Raw genomic sequence first — 19046 nt, 5'->3', positions numbered from 1 at the left:
ATATAAACATTCATGAATTAGGAAAAAGAATATTTTTCCGTATACATAGTCTAAATGACAACAACATGGTTAAAGTGTGTTGATTTAAGTGGAGGGATCTTGATGTCCATACACAAGGTTGATGCTAAAGCATTGGACAAGATCTTAGAAACAATGGTAAGCACGGTTAGTGAAAGCAGGAATGAAGTCTTTGATATTGAAGAGCAATGCCGCAAAGATTTCGAATCACTGACAAAAGAGCTTGAAGATGTGAAAGTAAGAGTTGCGATAATGATAAATGACAGCGATTCACTGGATTCTAAAGCAAGATTTGCTCGAAAGAGGCTTTCTGAAGTCAGTATGCACTTCAACCATTTTTCTGAGGAACAGGTGCGCGATGCGTATGAAAGGGCTCATAAGTTGCAAGTCGATTTACAAATGAACCGGCAGCTTGAAAAAGAGCTTCGTAATAGACGGGATGAACTTGAACTCAGAATAAAAGGATTGCAACACACGATTGATAAAGCCGCACATCTTGTCTCGCAAATCTCTGTTGTACAGAATTATTTAACCCAGGACTTGAAATTTGTAGGGGAAGCCCTTCAAGAAGCTAAGCGTAAGCAAGACTTCGGCTTGAAGATCATTGAAGCCCAGGAGCAGGAGCGGAAAAAACTTTCACGGGAAATTCATGACGGTCCGGCACAAATGCTCGCCAACGTCATGATGCGTTCGGATTTAATTGAACGTGTCCAACGGGAGAGAGGTCCTGATGAAGCACTTGTGGAAATCCGCAGCTTAAAAGTCATGGTGCGTAATGCATTATATGAGGTGCGCAGAATCATTTATGATCTTCGTCCTATGGCGCTTGATGATTTAGGACTAGTTCCTACCCTCAGAAAATATCTACAAACAACCGAAGACTATAATATCAATAGCGGCGTGCGTCTGAATTTTGTCAATATGGGCCAAGTTATAAGGCTTCCCTCCGATATGGAAGTCGCTTTGTTCCGTCTGGTTCAAGAGGCCGTGCAGAATTCATTAAAACATGCTCAGCCCAAACATATTAGTGTCAAACTATCCATTTCCAAAGAGCTAGTGACCGTCGTCATTAAAGATGATGGAAAAGGGTTCGATGCGGCCATCCAAAAAGAGGGTTCTTTCGGCTTAGTCGGAATGAGGGAAAGAGTCGAGCTCCTCGAAGGAAGCATGACGATAGACTCGCAGCCGGGGGCAGGAACGTTGGTATTGATCCAAGTCCCCTATCAATTAAAATAAACATCCAAATGCAGAGGCATTTAAATAGAAATTAGGAGGAAGAAGCCGTTGAAGACAAGTATCATCATTATCGATGACCATCAGCTTTTCCGCGAAGGCGTTAAGCGTATTTTAGATTTTGAATCATCCTTTGACGTTGTCGCCGAGGGCGATGACGGAAGCGAGGCTATGGACCTCGTAGAAGAGCACAAGCCAGACGTTGTTATCATGGATATCAACATGCCGAATATGAACGGGGTAGAAGCAACGAAGATGCTTGTACAACGTTATCCTGATACAAAGGTCATCATTTTATCGATTCATGATGATGAAAACTATGTACAACATGCATTGAAAACAGGAGCACAAGGCTATCTGTTAAAAGAAATGGACGCAGATGCATTGATTGATGCGGTTCGTGTTGTTGCTGAAGGCGGTTCATACCTTCACCCGAAAGTGACGCACAATCTGGTCAAGGAATATCGCCGTTTGGCCGCTGAAGAAGGCGCCGATCGCGATTCCCTATACGCTGTGGAAATCAGAAGACCTCTTCACCTGTTGACTCGACGCGAGTGTGAAGTCCTTCAACTTCTAGCTGACGGAAAAAGTAACCGTGCCATCGGTGAAACGCTTTATATCAGTGAGAAAACCGTCAAGAACCACGTAAGTAACATTCTTCAGAAAATGAATGTAAATGACCGTACGCAGGCTGTTGTCATGGCTATCAAAAACGGCTGGGTCGAAGTGAAATAAATAAATTCATGATTTTGTCCGGTTCTTCCGTTACGCAACGCGTAGGGAGGGCCGGCTTTTTTGTTTGACTTATCATGATAATCATAGGAGAAAGGAAAGCTATTTAATGCAAATAAAGGCTTTTTCCTATAGAATGTTGAATAAGTACAGAGAGTAAATATGGTTAAGGATGGTACTATACTATGAAAACGGCAGTCGTAACAGACAGCACAGCATATATACCTAAGGAAGTACGTGAACGATTACATATACATATGATGCCGCTTAATGTAATTTTCTCGAATGAGGCATACCGGGAAGAAGTGGATATTACCGCAGATGAATTTTATGAAGAAGTTAAAAAGCAAGAAAAATTGCCGACCACTTCACAGCCCCCAATTGGTTTGTTTGTCGAGAAGTTTGAAGAACTGAAGGAGAATTACGATGATGTCATTTCAATTCATCTATCGAGTGGGATAAGCGGGACGTACCAAGGGGCCATTGCAGCCGGTGACATGGTTGAAGGGATTCGCGTCCATGCCTTTGACTCCGAAATCAGTTGCATGGTCCAAGGGCTTTATGTTCTTGAAGCAGCTCAGATGGCCCTTGATGGCAAATCTGCAGACGAAATCTTGGCGAGGCTCCGGGAAATGAAGCAGTCCGTCCGGGCCTATTTCATGGCAGATGATTTATCCCATCTGCAACGTGGCGGACGACTTAGTAGTGCTCAAGCGTTGATCGGAAGTCTACTTCAAGTGAAGCCTCTTCTTCACTTTGTCGACAAGGTCATCGTACCGTTTGAAAAAATCCGTACGAGAAAGAAAGCGATGAAACGGATTGCGGATTTACTTGGGGAAGACGCGGCAAGCGGGCTACCGTATAGAGCGGTCATCATCCATGCCAAGCGGGAAGAGGAAGCGACGGAATGGAAAACGGAACTTGAAGCGCGGTTCCCGAATGTGGAGTTCAGCCTTGGCTATTTCGGCCCTGTCATCGGGACGCATCTGGGCGAAGGTGCAATGGGAATGGGCTGGTATAAAATCTAAAGGATGAACGTCTTTCCAGAGGAGAGGCGTTTTTTTTTGCGAATAAAAAAGGATTCATTTATAGAATGCGAGAATTCTAATCAAGAGCCATCAGTTTACAAGAAAGAAGGTAGGAATGTGAATACTCTCCCCTTTTCAAAAGAACTTCAGAAACACCTCGCTGGACGGCTGCTGTTGGTAGCGGAAATTCCCTTCCCCAAAGAAATCCTGACTAAACATATTACAAAAGGCCATGTTTCAGAACTAAATGGTGTACGGCGCGAGAATGGGCGCTTCACATGCATACGCTGTGGGAACAAGGATCCTTCCTTGTTTTATACGTTTCCATGTAAAGTGTGCCATCAAGGTTGTACGTACTGCCGGTCCTGCATCATGATGGGGAGGGTCAGTGAATGTAGCAAATTATACAGCTGGAGTGGTCCTCCACTCGCGTTCCCTATTCCGGATCAGGTTATGGGCTGGGAGGGAACACTATCGGCCGGGCAGCAAACAGCCTCGGACTGTGTCGTTCAAGCCATCCAAAAGAACGGGGAATTCCTCGTATGGGCCGTGTGCGGTGCCGGGAAGACGGAAGTTCTGTTTGCAGGAATCGAGGCAGGCTTGCTAGCTGGGAAGCGGATTTGTATCGCGACACCCCGTACCGATGTCGTACTAGAACTAGCTCCCCGTTTAAAACGGGCTTTCCCGACAATCGAAGTATCCGCCCTCTATGGGGGGAGCGAAGATCGACATAAACCATCCCCCCTTACCGTTTCCACTACCCATCAGCTTTTTCGCTTTTCCGAAGCCTTCGATGTCATCATCATTGATGAAGTCGATGCGTTTCCGTACTCCATGGATAAATCGCTATATTATGCAGTCCAGAAATCCAAAAAACCTACTTCTACCACCATCTACTTAACGGCGACACCCTCCAAACCAATGCAACAAGCTTACCAAAACGGAAAACTGCAAGCGGTGACCATTCCGGCACGCTATCACCGGCAACCCATTCCTGTACCTGAAATGAAGTGGGGTGGCAATTGGCAAAAGCAGTTCCTCCAAAAAAGGATTCCTCCTGTGATCAAGAAGTGGGTAAGCGACCGCCTACAGAAAAAGACGCCTCTATTATTATTTTTCCCGAGCATACAAGTGATGGAGCAGGTGCTTCCTCTGTTTCAAGATCTGGACCCGAAAGTGGAAGCCGTTCATTCAAAGCATCCGGAGCGAAAAGAAAGGGTGCAGGCTCTGAGAGATGGCGAAGTGCCAGGGTTGATGACGACGACCATCTTGGAGCGCGGCGTCACGATCGAACGTCTGGAGGTGGCGGTGATTGGAGCCGAACATGAGGTGTTTTCCGAGAGTGCCCTCGTCCAGATTGCCGGACGTGTGGGCAGAAGCTCTGCTTATCCGAGGGGCACGATCACGTTTTTTCATTATGGTAAAAGCCGGGCGATGCTAGAGAGCATTCACCATATTGAAAGGATGAACCTGGAGGCTAGGAAAAGGGGGTTACTGGATGCGTAGATGTTTGTTTTGTGATGAAGAGATGAAGGACGTCCTGACATGGAGGAGTTTATTGCTGAAAGTTGAAGTGAAAGTGATCTGCGAGGAATGTGAATCAAGGCTTGAGGTGATAAGTGGCGAGACCTGTTCGATGTGCTCTAGGGAGCTGGATGAGAAGTTTCGGGTGGGGGACCGATGTTTAGATTGTGTGAGATGGGAAAAAGATGAAAAGTGGAAAGGGCATTTAACGCAGAATATCTCGCTATTTCATTATAATGAACACCTGAAAGATATCATTGCGAAGTATAAGTACCGAGGAGATTACGCATTGGCTGAAGCCTTCGTCCCTTTTTTAAGAGAAAGAATGAAGGAACTGAAATTTGATATTGTGACGGTGATTCCGCTTAGCGAGGAGCGGTTGAGGGAGCGCGGGTTCAATCAGGCACAAGCCTTAACAGATCTATTGGGTCTTGAAACAATGGAGCTCCTTACACGCCTTCATACCGAAAAGCAATCGAAAAAGTCACGTGAAGAGCGGATATCATTGCCGCAGGTCTTTCGAGTTATCGAGCTGGACGCGATACAGAACAAATCGATTGTAATCGTGGATGACATTTACACGACGGGATCTACGCTAAGGCACGCAGCCAAAGCCTTGAAACTTGCTGGCGCGGGAGATATTTTCTCCATCACGCTAGGTAGGTAAAAGTGAGTATTTTTACAAACTTCCTAAAGTATCGCTTTTTCTATTCGATATATACAGTATAAGAGTATAGTCGAGGGGGACACCCGAAATGGATTTATTCAACTGTCCAAACTGTAATTCGTTATTTGTTAAAACGAAATTCCGCGATGTTTGCGATGCTTGCTATAAAGAAGAAGAAGCGCAATTTGATAAGGTGTATGATTACATCCGGAAGAAAAGCAATCGTACGGCCTCTATGGTACAGGTGGTGGATGCCACAGGTGTCGAGGAAGAACTAATCATTAAGTTTGTGAAAACGGGAAAGTTGAGAATCGCTCAATTTCCGAACTTGAGTATTCCTTGTGAAAAATGTGGAACGCTTATTCGTAACGGGAGATTATGTGAAACATGCAGCGATTCCATTCGTTCTGGTCTAGAGACGTACGAAAGTGAAGAAAAGCGCCGCCTAGAGATTCAAGAACGCGATCAAAAGAATACATACTTTATGAAAAATCGATAAAGTGTAAATCTTAGCTTCTCTGCTGAAATTTTGTTAGAATATTCTGTATTGAGAACGGAATTCGACAAAGGATGTCGAAGGAAAGATTCCTTGAAATCATCAAATAAATCTATTCCTTGTCGATAATACTAGTATGGATAATAAACACAGCCGTGAGTCTTACTCATCGTCTGTTAAAGGAATCACAAATATGTGGATGTTGATAAGAATAGATAAAAAAAATCGACCGAAGGAGAGGATCTGGAATATGAAAATCAATAACGTCGGTGTAACGGGTATGAACCCCTATAATAATAAAATCAATAAAATGGGGAATGTCAAAGATTCCAAGGTCAACCTCTCAGACAAAGTGGAAATATCTTCAGCCGCAAAAGAGATGCAGCAATTATCACCCATTCCAGCTGCTAGACAGGCGAAGGTGGATGAACTGAAAATCCAAGTGGAAAATGGAACATATAAAATGAATGCAGAGGCAACAGCCAAGGGATTAATCGATTTCTACCGAAAATAACCCTTAATCAAACGTTTGATTAAAATGGACGGAACCGCATTCCGTCCATCATCTATGAGCAGAGGAGGCAGCGAACATGTCTGCACGACAGATCATCGACTCGCTTGAAAAATTGGTTGCCCTTCATAACAGCTTCAACCAATTAGCGCAAAGAAAAACAAACATCTTGAAAGCCGGCGACACGGAGGCTATCTCCGCCCTGCTGATTGATGAACAAAAGCATATTAAAGCGATCAGCCAAACGGATCAAGAAAGAGAAGCCGCTGTGGAAAGGTTTCTTACGGCAAATGGCGCAGCGAATCAGGAGGCTTCCATTTCCACTGTAACGAAATTCACAGATCCGATAGAAACGGTTGCGCTTGAACACTTAAAAACGGAACTGATTGAAGAGGTAGCTCAGTTGAAAGAGCAAAACAGCTTAAATCAGCAGTTAATCTATCAATCTCTTCAATTCATAAATGTCTCCCTGAATATGCTACGGCCGCAAAACCAGAATATGAACTATGGCAAGACTGCCAAAAAGGATGCGAAAAGCGGCTTGGGCATGTTTGACTCGAAAGCGTAAGATAGAGAAAATAATGGAGGTTTGAACTTATGATTTCAAGCTTTATGGGGCTCGAAACAGCAAAGCGTGGATTATCCACCTCGCAAGGTGCCTTGTATACGACAGGAAATAACGTGTCCAATGCTAACACGGTAGGCTATTCAAGGCAGCGGGTAAACTTGGAGCAAACATCCGGTTTCCCTACCGTCGGGATGAACAGCCCCCGTGTAGCGGGTCAAATTGGAACGGGTGTAGCGGCAGAAACGGTGCAACGAATCCGCGACAGCTTTTTGGATGCACAATACAGAACCCAAAGTAATAAAATCGGTTATTATGGCGCCATGAGCGAATCGCTATCGAAGATGGAAGGCATCATGAACGAACCAACCGACAGCGGCTTGGCTGCCACGATGGAGAAGTTCTGGAATTCAATCCAAGGATTAACGGCCAACGCCGAAAATTCTGGTGCCCGTGAAGTCGTGGCATCCACAGGCGTGATGGTCGCTGATACATTAAACTACTACTACAACTCGTTAACAAGCGTGAAAACGGACATTGGCAACCAAATCAATGTCAAAGCGAACGAAATCAACACAATCATTGACAGCATCGATCAACTGAACCAGCAAATCAGTAAAGTCGAGCCGCATGGCTATATTCCGAATGACCTTTACGATAAACGGGACGTGCTCGTCGACAATCTATCGCAGCTTGTCAGCATCAACGTAAAAAACGTCATTCCAAGTGATTATGGCAAAGCAAGCGACGTTGCGACAGGTTTATACAACATCGAGTTAATGAATGAAGATGGCTCAGCGTATGTACCGCCTATCAATCTAGTCAGCGTGAACAAAACGGGCATGCTTGGGACAGCCAAAGTTGCAGTGAGCTATGATGATACGTCAGGTGCAATAGATGGAGTGAAGTTTGGTTCGAAAACGATTACGGACTTCAATTTTTCTGGAGAACTGGCTGGGTTGATTGAAAGCTTCGGATATAAGAAGAGTGATGGCACAACTGAGGGCTCTTATCCTGATATGTTGCAAAAGCTCGATAACATGACGAAGGCCTTTGTAAATGAATTTAATGCGATTCATCAAGAAGGGTTTGCTTTAGGTTCGAATGCAAAATCAGGGCTCAACTTTTTTGAAATCAGCGTAAATGGGAGTGCTGCTCAAAGTATCAAGATGAGTAGTGATATTTTAAAAGATTCTTCATTAATTGCTGCTGGGAAAACTAGTGGAGCTTCAGGAGATAATGAAAATGCTAAGCTTTTGGCTGATTTGAAAAAGAAGGCTTTTAGTGAGTATTCGACAAAGGATTTAAATTCTAAGGATTTAACAGGGAGCTTTGACACCTATTATTCCGGAATGATTGGGAACTTGGGTGTTGATTCTCAAAGTGCCCAAAAGAACCTTTCTAACTCATCAGTGCTTGCAGCATCTGTAGATCAAAATAGAGCATCTGTTAGTTCTGTATCCTTGGATGAAGAAATGACTGACATGATTAAATTCCAGCAGGCCTACAATGCATCAGCAAGAATGGTGACGATGGTCGACGAAATGCTCGATAAAATCATTAATGGAATGGGAACTGTAGGCCGATAATAGGAGTGAATATAGATGCGCGTAACGCAATCGATGCTAACCAATAATATGTTAACCAACCTAAGCAGCAGCTATGAAAAAATGGGCAAACTGCAGGAACAAGTCTCATCACAAAAGAAATTCACGAAGCCTTCCGATGATCCGGTCGCAGCGATGATGGGGATGGGGTACCGGACCAACCTCAATCAAATCCAGCAGTATAAGAGTAATATCTCCGAAGCGGAAAATTGGATTGATAGTACGGACGATGCGATTACTGAAGCCGTTTCAGCTTTACAAAGGATTCGGGAGATAACGGTACAAGGTAGTAATGGGACGTATGAAGAAAATCAGAAGAGTAATATTTCAGAAGAAATCAAGCAATTAAAGGAACATCTTGTGAGTATCGGTGATACACAAATTGGTGGGAAGTATATTTTTAATGGACAGAATACGAATGTGAAGCCTTCTGATAGTTTAGATGCTACAACAGGGAAAATCACATACGGTTCGGAACCTATTAACCTTGAAGTGTTTTCTGGCATTTCGATTCAGATCAATACAGATGGATCCAAGGTTTTTGGAGATGCTCTTGCCAAGGATGGTAGTATTCAAAAAACAATTGATGCGCTCGAAGGCAATGGTGATGTTGGTGCGATGTTGGCAGAACTTGATAAAACGATTGATAGCTTCTTAGCTACGCAGGCCCAAGTGGGTGCTAGACAGAATCGGATTGACTTAATGACCGACCGCTTAGGCCAGCAGGAGGTCTTTGCTACGGAAATTCTTTCGAAAAATGAGGATGTCGATATTGAGAAGGCGATCATGAATTTAACGACTCAAGAAAGTGTTCATAGTGCTTCATTAAGTATCGGCGCAAAAATCATGCAACCAAGTTTACTAGATTTTCTTCGCTAAGCTATTCGTAACCGGATAGCTTTTTTCTATAAAGAGAGGAGTGATGAAGATGCAAATGCCACAAATCCGCATGCAGTCTACATCGATGCAAATCGGATTGAATATCGAAAAACCTGTACAACAACTGGAACAGAAGGCAGCGGATTTATCTATTGAACAGCCAAAAGCTATTTTAGAGATTCAGACAACTCCTGGGAAGCTAACGATTGATCAATCGAAGGCTAGAGAAGACATGGATTTGAAAAGCTTATCCAAGCGAGTGGAGGAATTTGCCCAGCAGGGGTATCAGGATTGGCTGGCTGGTATGGCAAGAAGATCCCAACAGGGGACGGAATTGAGGCATATTGAAAACGGTGGGAATGCGATAGCTTCTCAAGCGAAACAGAACGGTAAAGGTCCGGAGAAGCAATTCAATCTTGGTTGGATTCCTTCGAATTTCAGTGTGAAGCTAGATTATCAACCGGCCCAAGTCGACATTGATGTAAGCCCACAGAAACCAAATATTAATGTGCAAATTAATAGACCGACTCATGAATATACGCCAGGTAACACGGAAGTGGAAGTTCTACAAAAAAATTCACTGGATATAGATTTCATTAATTTATTTCCAGATGTGATAGGTGAGTGAAGACATATATGATCAGACAAACAAAATTTCATGGTGAAGTAGAAATAGCAGAGGAAGATATTTATAGATTTGACAGCGGGATTCCGGGATTTCTGGAGGAAAAGAAGTTTTGTTTATTACCATTAGAAGAAACACCATTTTTTGTTCTCCAATCTATTGAAACAAAAGAAGTGGCATTCATCGTTACGAACCCTTTTGATACTTTTCGTGATTATGAAGTGAAGCTGCCGGATGAAGTACTTTCTACTTTAGAAATAGAAACAGAAAAAGAAGTCATAACGCTTGTTATTTTAACCATTCATGACCCTTTCAATCAAACAACTGCCAACCTTCAAGCTCCTATCATTTTAAATACTCATAAAAAGACTGGAAAGCAGTTTATCATGAATGGTAGCGGCTATATGAATAAGCATTTGCTAATTGAACCTCTAGAAGTAGAACAGGGGGAATACTAATGCTTGTATTAACGAGGAAACCAAATGAATCGATCGTAATAGGAAATGATATTGAAATTACAGTGCTAGCAATAGAAGGAGAACAGATCAAACTTGGTATCAATGCACCAAAAAATGTGGATATTCACCGAAAAGAAGTCTACCTGTCCATTCAGCAAGAAAATAATGAAGCCACAAAAACAGAAACCAATATTCTGGAAAAAATAAATGAATATTTTAAGAAAAAACCTTAAAAACTGCTTAATATGTTTCTTAGACTGTCGATATTATATATACAACGATAGATAGTGAAATAGGCGGCCGACTTATTCACTGCTTATCGTAAAAAACCACATGGACGTGGGAACCGAAAACTCAAGGAGGAAACAAAAATGATTATCAATCACAATATCGCAGCACTTAACACACATCGTCAGTTATCAACTGCATCTGCAAACCAATCTAAATCAATGGAGAAACTAGCTTCAGGTATGCGTATTAACAAAGCAGGAGATGACGCTGCAGGTTTAGCAATCTCTGAAAAAATGCGTGGGCAAATTCGTGGTTTGGATCAAGCTTCTCGTAACTCTCAAGATGGAATTAGTTTAATTCAAACTGCTGAAGGTGCATTGAATGAAACGCATGATATCCTACAACGTATGCGGGAACTAGCTGTTCAATCTTCAAATGATACAAACACTGACGTAGACAGAAAAGAAATTCAAAAAGAAGTAGACCAATTAAAACAAGAAGTAACCAGAATAGGTGATAATACGGAGTTTAACACAAAGACTCTTTTAAATGGAGGAGCTGGTATACAAGCAACTCAAACTAATGATACTGTGGCGAAAGGTATTTCTGGGACATCTGATACTAAGGCAACTGGGGTAGTCGCATTTTCAGGCTCAGGTGTAACCTCATTAGCAACAGCTGCAACAGCTACTATTGCGTTAGCTACAGCAGATGATACAGTTGCTACTGGTGGTAAAATCACAATTAATGGTAGCTCCTTAGATGTAGCAACTGGTACAACGGGAGCTGCCTTAGCAACTTCCATCAATCAAAATGCAGATAAATTTGGTGTAACTGCTAACTTTGATACAACAACTCACGAATTGACATTAACACAAAAGGGTGCAACTGGTTCAGCAAGTAAAATTGATGTGCGTTTCGGTGGGAATTTTGATGGGGAAACTGCAAGTGCTACTTCAGCCATTGCTAATATATCAGCCCAAGGATCAAATGCTACTTTAGCAACTAGTAATGCCTTTACTATAGATGGAAATAATGCTGCTGCGGGAGATTTTGTTGTAGAAGGTAACAAGGTAACTATTACTAAATCTGGTAACTCTAAAGGCTTATCGTTTGAACTGACAAAGGCCACTACTGCAAATACTATCACAGTTGGTTCAAATAATTCATTGAAGTTTGCAATTGGAGCTAATTCTAACCAACAAATGGATTTATCAATTAATGATATGAGAGCAGAAGCATTGGGAATCAACACTATTGATGTATCTAATAGAGACAGTGCCAATGCTGCAATTACTACTATTCAAAGTGCAATTGAATCAGTTTCAGCAGAGCGTTCAAAACTAGGTGCTTCACAGAACCGTTTAGAGCATACAATCAACAATCTTAACACATCTTCTGAAAACCTAACTGCTGCGGAATCTCGTATCCGTGACGTAGACATGGCTAAAGAAATGATGAACCAAACTAAGAACTCTATTCTTTCTCAAGCAGCACAAGCAATGTTGGCTCAAGCTAACCAACAACCGCAAGGCGTGCTTCAATTACTTCGTTAATCTTCGCCCCACGGCTTAGATTAGCTAAAAAGAAAAGAGACTCTATGCACATAACCCTGTCAAGTAGACAATAAAAAAAGAGTATTTCAAGCTGCGGCCTTTTCTCGATATTCAATCGGGGAAAGGCCGTTAAATTTTTCTTGGAAGCGATCCGTATTGTAGAATTCTATATACTCCTGAATAGCTATATAAGCTTCCTCTGTTGTTTTTAGGCTTACCAAATATAACTTCTCTGTTTTTAAATGCGAGAAGAAACTTTCTATACAAGCGTTATCATGACAATTGCCACGACGAGAGTGGCTTCCTTGGATACCGAGTTCTTTTATCTGCTTTTCGTATGATTTCGTCGTATATTGGAATCCTTGATCAGAGTGAAGAAGGGCACCCTTTTCGAATGACTTATCCCTTAACTGATTCAACGTATTATGAACCAATTCAAGATCGTTTCGAGAAGAAACTTCCCATGCGACAATTTCATTATTATACAAATCTAAAACGGCAGATAAGTAGGCAAACGTGTCTCCAATCCGCACATAGGTTATATCTGTTACTAACTTTTGAAACATGGACTCTGCATAGAACTCACGGTTTAAAACATTCTTAAATACTACGGATCCTCTTCTACCATAGAAAGGGCGTTTCTTTCGAATTACAGATGTAACTCCCAATTCTCTCATCAAGCGACGCACACGCTTATGATTTACAACGATTCCCTCTCTAAATAAAGCTCGAGTCATTCGCTTATATCCGTAGTATGGATGTATCTTATGAATGGCTAATATATGTTCTTTTATCCATAGGTTTTTCTCAAGTCTTAGAGATCGTTTAGACTGAGTCTTCCGCCATTTATAATAACCAGATCTTGAAACTTCACCGATTTTTATTAGCCACGTGAGTGGGTGTACTTTCCTCAATTCATCAATCACTTGAAACCTTTCGGCTTTCAGGACCATTCCTTCCCATGTAGATTTGGATTGCGCTTTTTTAAATAGTCCACCTGCGCTTTCAGATAAGCATTTTCTTCTTCTACACTAGTAAAATTCTTACGGTTCCATACACCACGTTGGTCTTCAAAAGGCTCATTATTCTGCACTTTCTTTACCCAATTCGCTATTTGTGCATCACTTTTGATACCAAATCGCTCACGAAGCCGACGATATGACCAGCCTTCCTCTAACTTCAAACGAACAACTTTTCGCTTTAATTCTTCTGTATATGTTTGAAAGATTTGCCCCTTTTTTGCCATAGAAAAATCCCCTCCCAGATAGACTGTTAAGAACATTTTATCATGTTCTCTTTTTACTCAGTCTACCTGTAGGGGATAATACCAGGTCTCTTTTTATGCACTCTCATTTTCTAATATAGGCTGTTTGTAAGGTGTTTTATTCTTCATAATACTAAATACTATGTTTACTAATCTTCTTTCTACATATACCATGGCTTGTTTCTTCTTGAGCCCCTCTTTGATTTTGCTTTGATAGTATTCATACATGATCGGGTTCATATTTTTTCTAATTTGTGTTAAGGCAAGGGAGTAGAAGGCTTTGTTAAGTTCTCTGTTACCTAATTTGTTTGAGTAATTTCTTTGACTCTCCCCCGAACTGTGTTCCAGTGGAGCTATTCCAGCCAATTTAGCTAGTTTATTTGCCTTAGGAAACCTATTGACATCTCCTATATTGGCTATGAAGGTAGCTGCCAGTACTGTATCAATACCATTTATAGTCTTGAGCGGATATCCTGTTACTTCGATTAAGTTATCCAGGGTTTTATCAAGACTATCAATCTGATTTTCTATATGTTCGAGGGAATGTATGAAAGATATGACACTTTCATTTTGTTCCTTCTGATAATCTGTTTTATTCCAGCCGTTACTATCAATAGCTTCTAATATCTCTTTTGCCTTCTTTTTAGGTACTGATTTATTAAATTTTTTTAGGTCTTCCATCAATTCCCGCTCTGTGACCGCTTCAAGTAAGTTAGGTGAAGGATATTTCTTGAAGAAACCTTTTGCCGTTTTACTTTCTAGATCCTTAAAAAATTCTTTATGCATGGGGTAATGATGAACAAGGATATTCTGAAGTGACATTTTGATATTGGCTGTCATTTGAACATAATTGTTTCTAGTATTGAGTGTTTGTTTGATGGCAAGATATACATCTTGAGGATCGGCAAAAGGGAGATGTTTATATTCAAAAATAAGAGTTTTGGCAACCGCAAGAGCATCAAGCTCATCAGATTTATTGTGGTTAGTTCCAATACTTCTTTGTTTCTTTGTATAAGAAGAATTAACTTCCTTTACTATAAAACCTGAGTCAAGTAGGTATCTGGAAAGACTTCTACCATAAAAATTAGCATCTTCTAAACCAAATACAATTTCTTTCCCGTCTGACTTCTTCTTCACTTGTTCAACGAATGCAGGAAAAGCAGAGAATGCATTCTTTAGGTTAAATGTCTTGATTTTATCTCCAAAACAGTCAGTTAATACTGCAACATGATTGTTTTTATGTAGGTCTACTCCTACAAATACGCATTTAGTTCTGTCTAGCTGGTTCATTCAAATGATCCTCCTAAGTAATTTCTATTTATTTGGGTTAATAAGAGAATGTGACAGCGTCAGTTATAGCGTTAGCCCGCCAATAAGGAGACTCGCAATGATATGTTAGTCTAACACTCTCTTATCTACCAAACTAAAATTAGGATTACAAAATGGCTTTATGTTGACCTTGTGAGGTGGTTACATCTCCATATTGATATGTACCTTTATAAAAATTTTCACGATCTAAAATTCGTTTTACTTGAACTTTGGTAAACTGTTCTCCTTATTAGTTTTATGACCTTCTATATTGAGTTGATCAGCTACTTTTTGGAGTGACCAGTCACTATTTGATGGTAAGAAGCGAACCCTAATTTTTAGCTAGGGTCTTTTCATGCTTTCTATTTTTCTTAAATAAAAGCGTTGCCTTCAAATAATTTTAAAATGAACCCTTTCTGATATTCGCTAAATCTATATAACTCCATTCCAATCACTAAATATAAACTGGCAAATACCGATATAAAAAGTAAAGATATCTTATTGGGGGCAAAAGAGATGTTGGAGAGTCTATCGACGAATATTCTTTCCTCGCAGCTTAGAACAGCAATATCAGAAGGAATCAGTACGTATTATCAGAGGGAAATCAATACAGTAGCATATTCAGAACAAAGTGTAGAATCGAATGACAAGCCAACAAAAGAAAAGGTTCAGGAGGTAACTGAAAGTTTAAATACCTTTCTAAATCCAACACATACAGCAGTACGCTTTGAGTATCATGAAAAACTGGACGAGTATTATGTTAAGGTCGTTGATGACATAACGAATGAAACAATCAGAGAAATTCCTCCAAAAAAGCTTCTAGACTTTTATGCGGCAATGACGGAATTTGTTGGGATAATGGTCGACGAAAAAATATAAGCAGGTGATGAATGATGGTACGTGTCAGTGGATTAGCGAGTGGGATGGATATTGATGAGATAGTGAAAAGTATGATGCAGGCGGAACGAGTGCCTTTGGATAAACTAACGCAGAAGAAGCAATATTCTGAGTGGCAACGGGATGATTATCGTTCGGTAAATACAGCATTATCTGAATTGGATAAACTAATCTCAGATGGAGTTGGAAAACAATCTTCGTTTATTAAAAAGACGGTGTCTGTATCAAATCCAGATGCAATATCAGTGCGGAATATTAATTCAACAAGTGATTTTACTGGGAAGATAAGTGTAACGAACCTTGCCACGGCGGCGACTATGACGAGCAAACCAACAAAAGTGAAAAATACAGAAACAGGGTTACTGACGCAGATTGATTCAAAAGAGCCGTTATCTAAATATGGGTTGGTAAAGCATGAAATTTCGATATTAGCGATTAATAAAGATGGCGTTTTTGATTTGGATGAGAGTAAGGTGAAGAAACCTTATACACTTACCATCGAACCAACTGATACATTAGATAGTGTTATTAATAAAATTAATGCTAACTCAGGGGTAACAGTCTTCTTTGATCAGAACTCTCAGCAGTTTTCTATTACTGCTAAGAATACTGGTGATGTAGAGGGTGCAGCAGAGATTGAATTGGGTGGGGAATTTTTTACTGGTTTATTAGAAATGAGTAATAATAATTCAGAGGCAGGAGGCACAGCTGGAACCAACGCAACGGTAGAATACAATGGCTTAAAAATTACCCGACCATCGAACACCTTCCAAATCAATGGAGCGGAAATTACCGTAAAGAAACCAACAACGGAAGCTGTAACGTTCTCCTCCAAAGCTGACGTAGACACCATCTTAGACACGGTCACTCAGTTCGTGAACAAATACAACGAAATCATCAAAAACATTCAAGACAAAACTAGTGAATCGAAATATCGTTCCTACACTCCTCTTACTACAGAGCAAAAGAAAGCCATGACCGAAGATGAGGTGAAGCTTTGGGAAGAAAAAGCGAAGAGTGGGACGTTGAAAAATGACTCTACTCTAAAGAACCTTCTCACAACGATGAGGTCCTCTCTTTATACTTCAGTCAGTGGTATGACAGGGAATAACACGCTCAGTGGTTTGGGAATTACCACAACTAAGAATTACTTAGAAGGTGGTAAACTAACCATTGATGAGGATAAACTGCGTGCAGCCATTTCAGAAGATCCAAATGCGATTTATAAACTTTTCATGACTGAGGGTAGCAATACTGATAAAAGTTCACAAGGCCTGGCACGCCGTTTACGTGATGATATACAATCATCCATGAAGGTGATTACAGAAAAGGCTGGTAAGGCTGGCTATGTTAATAATAATTTTACCATCGGAAAAGCGGTCAATGGTCTGGACACAAGAATTTCAGCATTCGAGGCAAAGTTAATCAAACTCGAAACCCGTTACTACAATCAATTCACAGCCATGGAGAAGGCGATATCGAAGGCGAATAGTCAAAGCTCTAGTTTGTCGCAATATTTTAGCTAAGTAAGAAAGGAAGAATCAAAAGAAATGGCCATAAATAATCCATACCAATCTTATCAACAAAATTCAGTGAATACAGCGTCGCCGGGGGAGCTTACACTCATGCTTTATAACGGGTGCCTGAAGTTCATTCTACTTGGTAAAAAAGCCATTGAAGCGGGTAAGATCGAAGAAAAGAATACGAATATCTTAAAGGCCCAAAACATCGTTCATGAACTGATGGTGACCTTGAATATGGATGTTGCCGTATCGAAAGACTTGATGAGCCTCTATGATTATATGAATCGTCGCCTGATTGAATCTAATTTGAAGAATGATATCGCGGCTCTAGAAGAGGTGGAGGGGCTTGTTACCGAGTTCCGTAACACATGGAAGGAAGCCATTCAATTGAACCGCCAAAAACAATTCGTCCAAAGTGGTCAAGTTTGATGGTGCTTCAAGATTTTCATGATGTCACCACTGAATTACTAACCGTCTTGCAGGACCAGAATATTGTCGAACGCAATGATCGAATCGATCGAATCACAAAGTTGCTTGACCGTCGTGAAGCGTTTCTTTCGCATATCAAACCGCCTTTTTCTGATGAAGAGCTACAATTGGGACGTCAATCCATGCTTCTGAATCAGCAGGTTGATCAATTGTTGTTGCTCCAAAAGCAAGAAATCCAGCGCGATATCAAGGAACTGAATCAGAAGAAGAAAACTTCGAATAAATACACCAATCCTTATGAGAATCTTTCCACGGATGGCATGTTTTACGATAAAAAGAAATAAACTCTTACCCTAACCGTTTGAATTTCAAACGGTTTTTGTGTAATTTTTTTCTAAAATTTCTGTAAATTATGATGGCTAATTTTTTCTTTATTGGGCACTGTTTGGTATAATAGAGTTAAGGTAGACATCAACCTTTTTCAAACCTTCCGACAATTGTTTCATAATTTCGACATATTTCATGATGTGTTTCTAAAGGAAACCGGAGGGGTATTGTAGAATCTAACTGTATAGTCTTAATTTAAGGAGGACTCACTTTATGAATTACAACGTACGCGGTGAAAACATTGAGGTAACTCCAGCAATTCGAGAATACGTCGAAAAGAAAATTGGCAAGTTAGAAAGATATTTTAACAATACGCCAGATGCAAATGTGCAAGTGAATTTGAAAGTGAACAATAATACGTCCAAGGTCGAAGTGACGATTCCGATGCAGAATTTGGTTCTTCGCGCTGAAGAAGAGAATGCGGATATGTATGCTGCGATTGATTTGATCAATGACAAGCTAGAACGCCAAATTCGTAAACATAAAACGAAGGTCAACCGAAAATTCCGCAACAATTTATCCAATACACCCGAAGCATTCGCTTTTGCTACGGAAGTCGATGAAGTGGCGGATGAATTCGAAGATGACAGCGATATAGAAGTGGTCCGTAACAAACGCTTCGATTTGAAGCCGATGGACAGTGAAGAAGCGATTCTGCAAATGAATATGCTTGGTCACAGTTTCTTCGTTTACACGAATGCGGATACGAATACAACCAACGTCGTGTATCGCCGTAAAGATGGACGATACGGATTAATAGAACCAAGTTAAGTTAATCATGAACTTCATGGAAGCACCGTCCAGACTCTGGGCGGTGCTTTTTAGGTATTCTCCTTTTCTATTTATTTAACATCGGGTTAGGTATAAAGTATTAGTTTTGTTTTCGGAAATTCGAAATACGTTAAAGAGTTAATAGGCACATTCCTTTCATAATAAGTGCTCTCAAATGAAGTAGAGTGAATTTGAAGTTTCTTTAAAACGAACAAAAAGTGTTCTTTTGCGAGAAAGATAGGTTTTTATACCCATTTCTATTTTACCTTAATTTGGCATATAATCGACTTAATCGTTCTTTAAAACGAACAAGTGGTTAATAAGGTGCAGAGGGGAT

At 40.7% G+C, this 19046-nt stretch carries 21 protein-coding genes; 19 read left to right on the top strand and 2 right to left on the bottom strand.

Going from position 1 to position 19046, the window contains the following annotated elements:
- Window positions 1-102: 102 nt before the first annotated feature.
- The 14 genes from AC503W_RS19305 (at window position 103) to AC503W_RS19240 (ending at window position 12130) form a co-directional block, all read left to right on the top strand.
- Window positions 103-1254: a sensor histidine kinase gene (locus tag AC503W_RS19305; RefSeq protein ID WP_402954656.1), complete on the top strand. Its 1152-nt coding sequence runs from the start codon at window positions 103-105 to the stop codon at window positions 1252-1254.
- A gap of 48 nt (window positions 1255-1302) precedes the next feature.
- Window positions 1303-1986, top strand: a complete 684-nt coding sequence (locus AC503W_RS19300; protein WP_402870571.1) for a response regulator — start codon at window positions 1303-1305, stop codon at window positions 1984-1986.
- A 182-nt stretch (window positions 1987-2168) separates the two neighbouring features.
- Window positions 2169-3011, top strand: coding sequence for a DegV family protein (locus AC503W_RS19295; protein ID WP_402954653.1), 843 nt, complete (start codon window positions 2169-2171; stop codon window positions 3009-3011).
- A gap of 117 nt (window positions 3012-3128) precedes the next feature.
- Window positions 3129-4517: an ATP-dependent helicase ComFA gene (locus AC503W_RS19290; protein ID WP_494915480.1), complete on the top strand. Its 1389-nt coding sequence runs from the start codon at window positions 3129-3131 to the stop codon at window positions 4515-4517.
- Complete coding sequence (locus AC503W_RS19285; protein WP_494915478.1) at window positions 4510-5202, top strand: ComF family protein; 693 nt, start codon at window positions 4510-4512, stop codon at window positions 5200-5202. The genes AC503W_RS19290 and AC503W_RS19285 overlap by 8 nt, the downstream gene beginning before the upstream one ends.
- 88 nt (window positions 5203-5290) lie before the next feature.
- Entirely contained in the window at window positions 5291-5701 is a 411-nt protein-coding gene (locus tag AC503W_RS19280; RefSeq protein WP_427591458.1) for a TIGR03826 family flagellar region protein, read from the top strand.
- A 247-nt stretch (window positions 5702-5948) separates the two neighbouring features.
- Window positions 5949-6212 (top strand): flagellar biosynthesis anti-sigma factor FlgM, encoded by a 264-nt coding sequence (flgM, locus tag AC503W_RS19275; RefSeq protein WP_427591456.1) that lies wholly within the window; start codon window positions 5949-5951, stop codon window positions 6210-6212.
- A gap of 76 nt (window positions 6213-6288) precedes the next feature.
- Window positions 6289-6777: a flagellar protein FlgN gene (locus AC503W_RS19270; RefSeq protein WP_427591455.1), complete on the top strand. Its 489-nt coding sequence runs from the start codon at window positions 6289-6291 to the stop codon at window positions 6775-6777.
- 29 nt (window positions 6778-6806) lie between these two features.
- Window positions 6807-8363: a flagellar hook-associated protein FlgK gene (flgK, locus tag AC503W_RS19265; RefSeq protein ID WP_494915474.1), complete on the top strand. Its 1557-nt coding sequence runs from the start codon at window positions 6807-6809 to the stop codon at window positions 8361-8363.
- 15 nt (window positions 8364-8378) lie between these two features.
- Window positions 8379-9260 (top strand): flagellar hook-associated protein FlgL, encoded by an 882-nt coding sequence (gene flgL, locus AC503W_RS19260; RefSeq protein WP_494915472.1) that lies wholly within the window; start codon window positions 8379-8381, stop codon window positions 9258-9260.
- A 49-nt stretch (window positions 9261-9309) separates the two neighbouring features.
- On the top strand, window positions 9310-9888 hold the full coding sequence (locus AC503W_RS19255) for a DUF6470 family protein (protein WP_494915470.1): 579 nt from the start codon (window positions 9310-9312) through the stop codon (window positions 9886-9888).
- A gap of 8 nt (window positions 9889-9896) precedes the next feature.
- Window positions 9897-10343 carry a flagellar assembly protein FliW gene (fliW, locus tag AC503W_RS19250; RefSeq protein ID WP_494915468.1) on the top strand — a complete coding sequence of 149 codons (447 nt, stop codon included), beginning with the start codon at window positions 9897-9899 and terminating at the stop codon, window positions 10341-10343.
- A complete protein-coding gene (gene csrA / locus AC503W_RS19245) occupies window positions 10343-10576 on the top strand; it encodes a carbon storage regulator CsrA (protein WP_402991227.1) in 234 nt (77 codons plus the stop codon). Before fliW ends, csrA begins: the two co-directional genes overlap by 1 nt.
- Before the next feature lie 138 nt (window positions 10577-10714).
- Entirely contained in the window at window positions 10715-12130 is a 1416-nt protein-coding gene (locus tag AC503W_RS19240) for a flagellin N-terminal helical domain-containing protein (protein WP_494915464.1), read from the top strand.
- Between the two features lie 86 nt (window positions 12131-12216).
- On the opposite strand, the gene AC503W_RS19235 is transcribed toward AC503W_RS19240, so the two are convergent.
- Together AC503W_RS19235 and AC503W_RS19230 are read right to left on the bottom strand one after the other, a co-directional pair.
- Window positions 12217-13376, bottom strand: a protein-coding gene (locus AC503W_RS19235) for an IS3 family transposase (protein WP_494915460.1) whose coding sequence is annotated in 2 segments (ribosomal slippage) — window positions 12217-13118 and window positions 13118-13376 — 1161 coding nt in all. Because the reading frame shifts where the segments join, the coding sequence is not laid out codon by codon here.
- A 93-nt stretch (window positions 13377-13469) separates the two neighbouring features.
- The gene (locus tag AC503W_RS19230; protein WP_494915458.1) at window positions 13470-14684 is read right to left on the bottom strand and encodes an IS110 family RNA-guided transposase; all 1215 of its coding nucleotides are present in this window, start codon (window positions 14682-14684) and stop codon (window positions 13470-13472) included.
- A 534-nt stretch (window positions 14685-15218) separates the two neighbouring features.
- On the opposite strand from AC503W_RS19230, the gene flaG reads away from it, so the two are divergent.
- The 5 genes from flaG to hpf all read left to right on the top strand — a co-directional run bounded on the left by flaG (window position 15219) and on the right by hpf (window position 18709).
- On the top strand, window positions 15219-15581 hold the full coding sequence (flaG, locus tag AC503W_RS19225) for a flagellar protein FlaG (protein WP_402991236.1): 363 nt from the start codon (window positions 15219-15221) through the stop codon (window positions 15579-15581).
- A gap of 11 nt (window positions 15582-15592) precedes the next feature.
- The gene (locus AC503W_RS19220) at window positions 15593-17125 is read left to right on the top strand and encodes a flagellar hook-associated protein 2 (protein ID WP_494915455.1); all 1533 of its coding nucleotides are present in this window, start codon (window positions 15593-15595) and stop codon (window positions 17123-17125) included.
- A 24-nt stretch (window positions 17126-17149) separates the two neighbouring features.
- A complete protein-coding gene (gene fliS / locus AC503W_RS19215) occupies window positions 17150-17551 on the top strand; it encodes a flagellar export chaperone FliS (RefSeq protein WP_427650349.1) in 402 nt (133 codons plus the stop codon).
- Complete coding sequence (gene fliT / locus AC503W_RS19210; protein ID WP_494915453.1) at window positions 17551-17895, top strand: flagellar protein FliT; 345 nt, start codon at window positions 17551-17553, stop codon at window positions 17893-17895. Before fliS ends, fliT begins: the two co-directional genes overlap by 1 nt.
- Before the next feature lie 256 nt (window positions 17896-18151).
- On the top strand, window positions 18152-18709 hold the full coding sequence (gene hpf / locus AC503W_RS19205) for a ribosome hibernation-promoting factor, HPF/YfiA family (protein WP_402870618.1): 558 nt from the start codon (window positions 18152-18154) through the stop codon (window positions 18707-18709).
- The last annotated feature ends 337 nt before the right edge of the window (window positions 18710-19046 follow it).

The organism is Peribacillus suis, from assembly GCF_059384845.1.
Note: the sequence above shows the minus strand (reverse complement) of the source record. Positions and strands in the feature narration are given on the sequence as shown.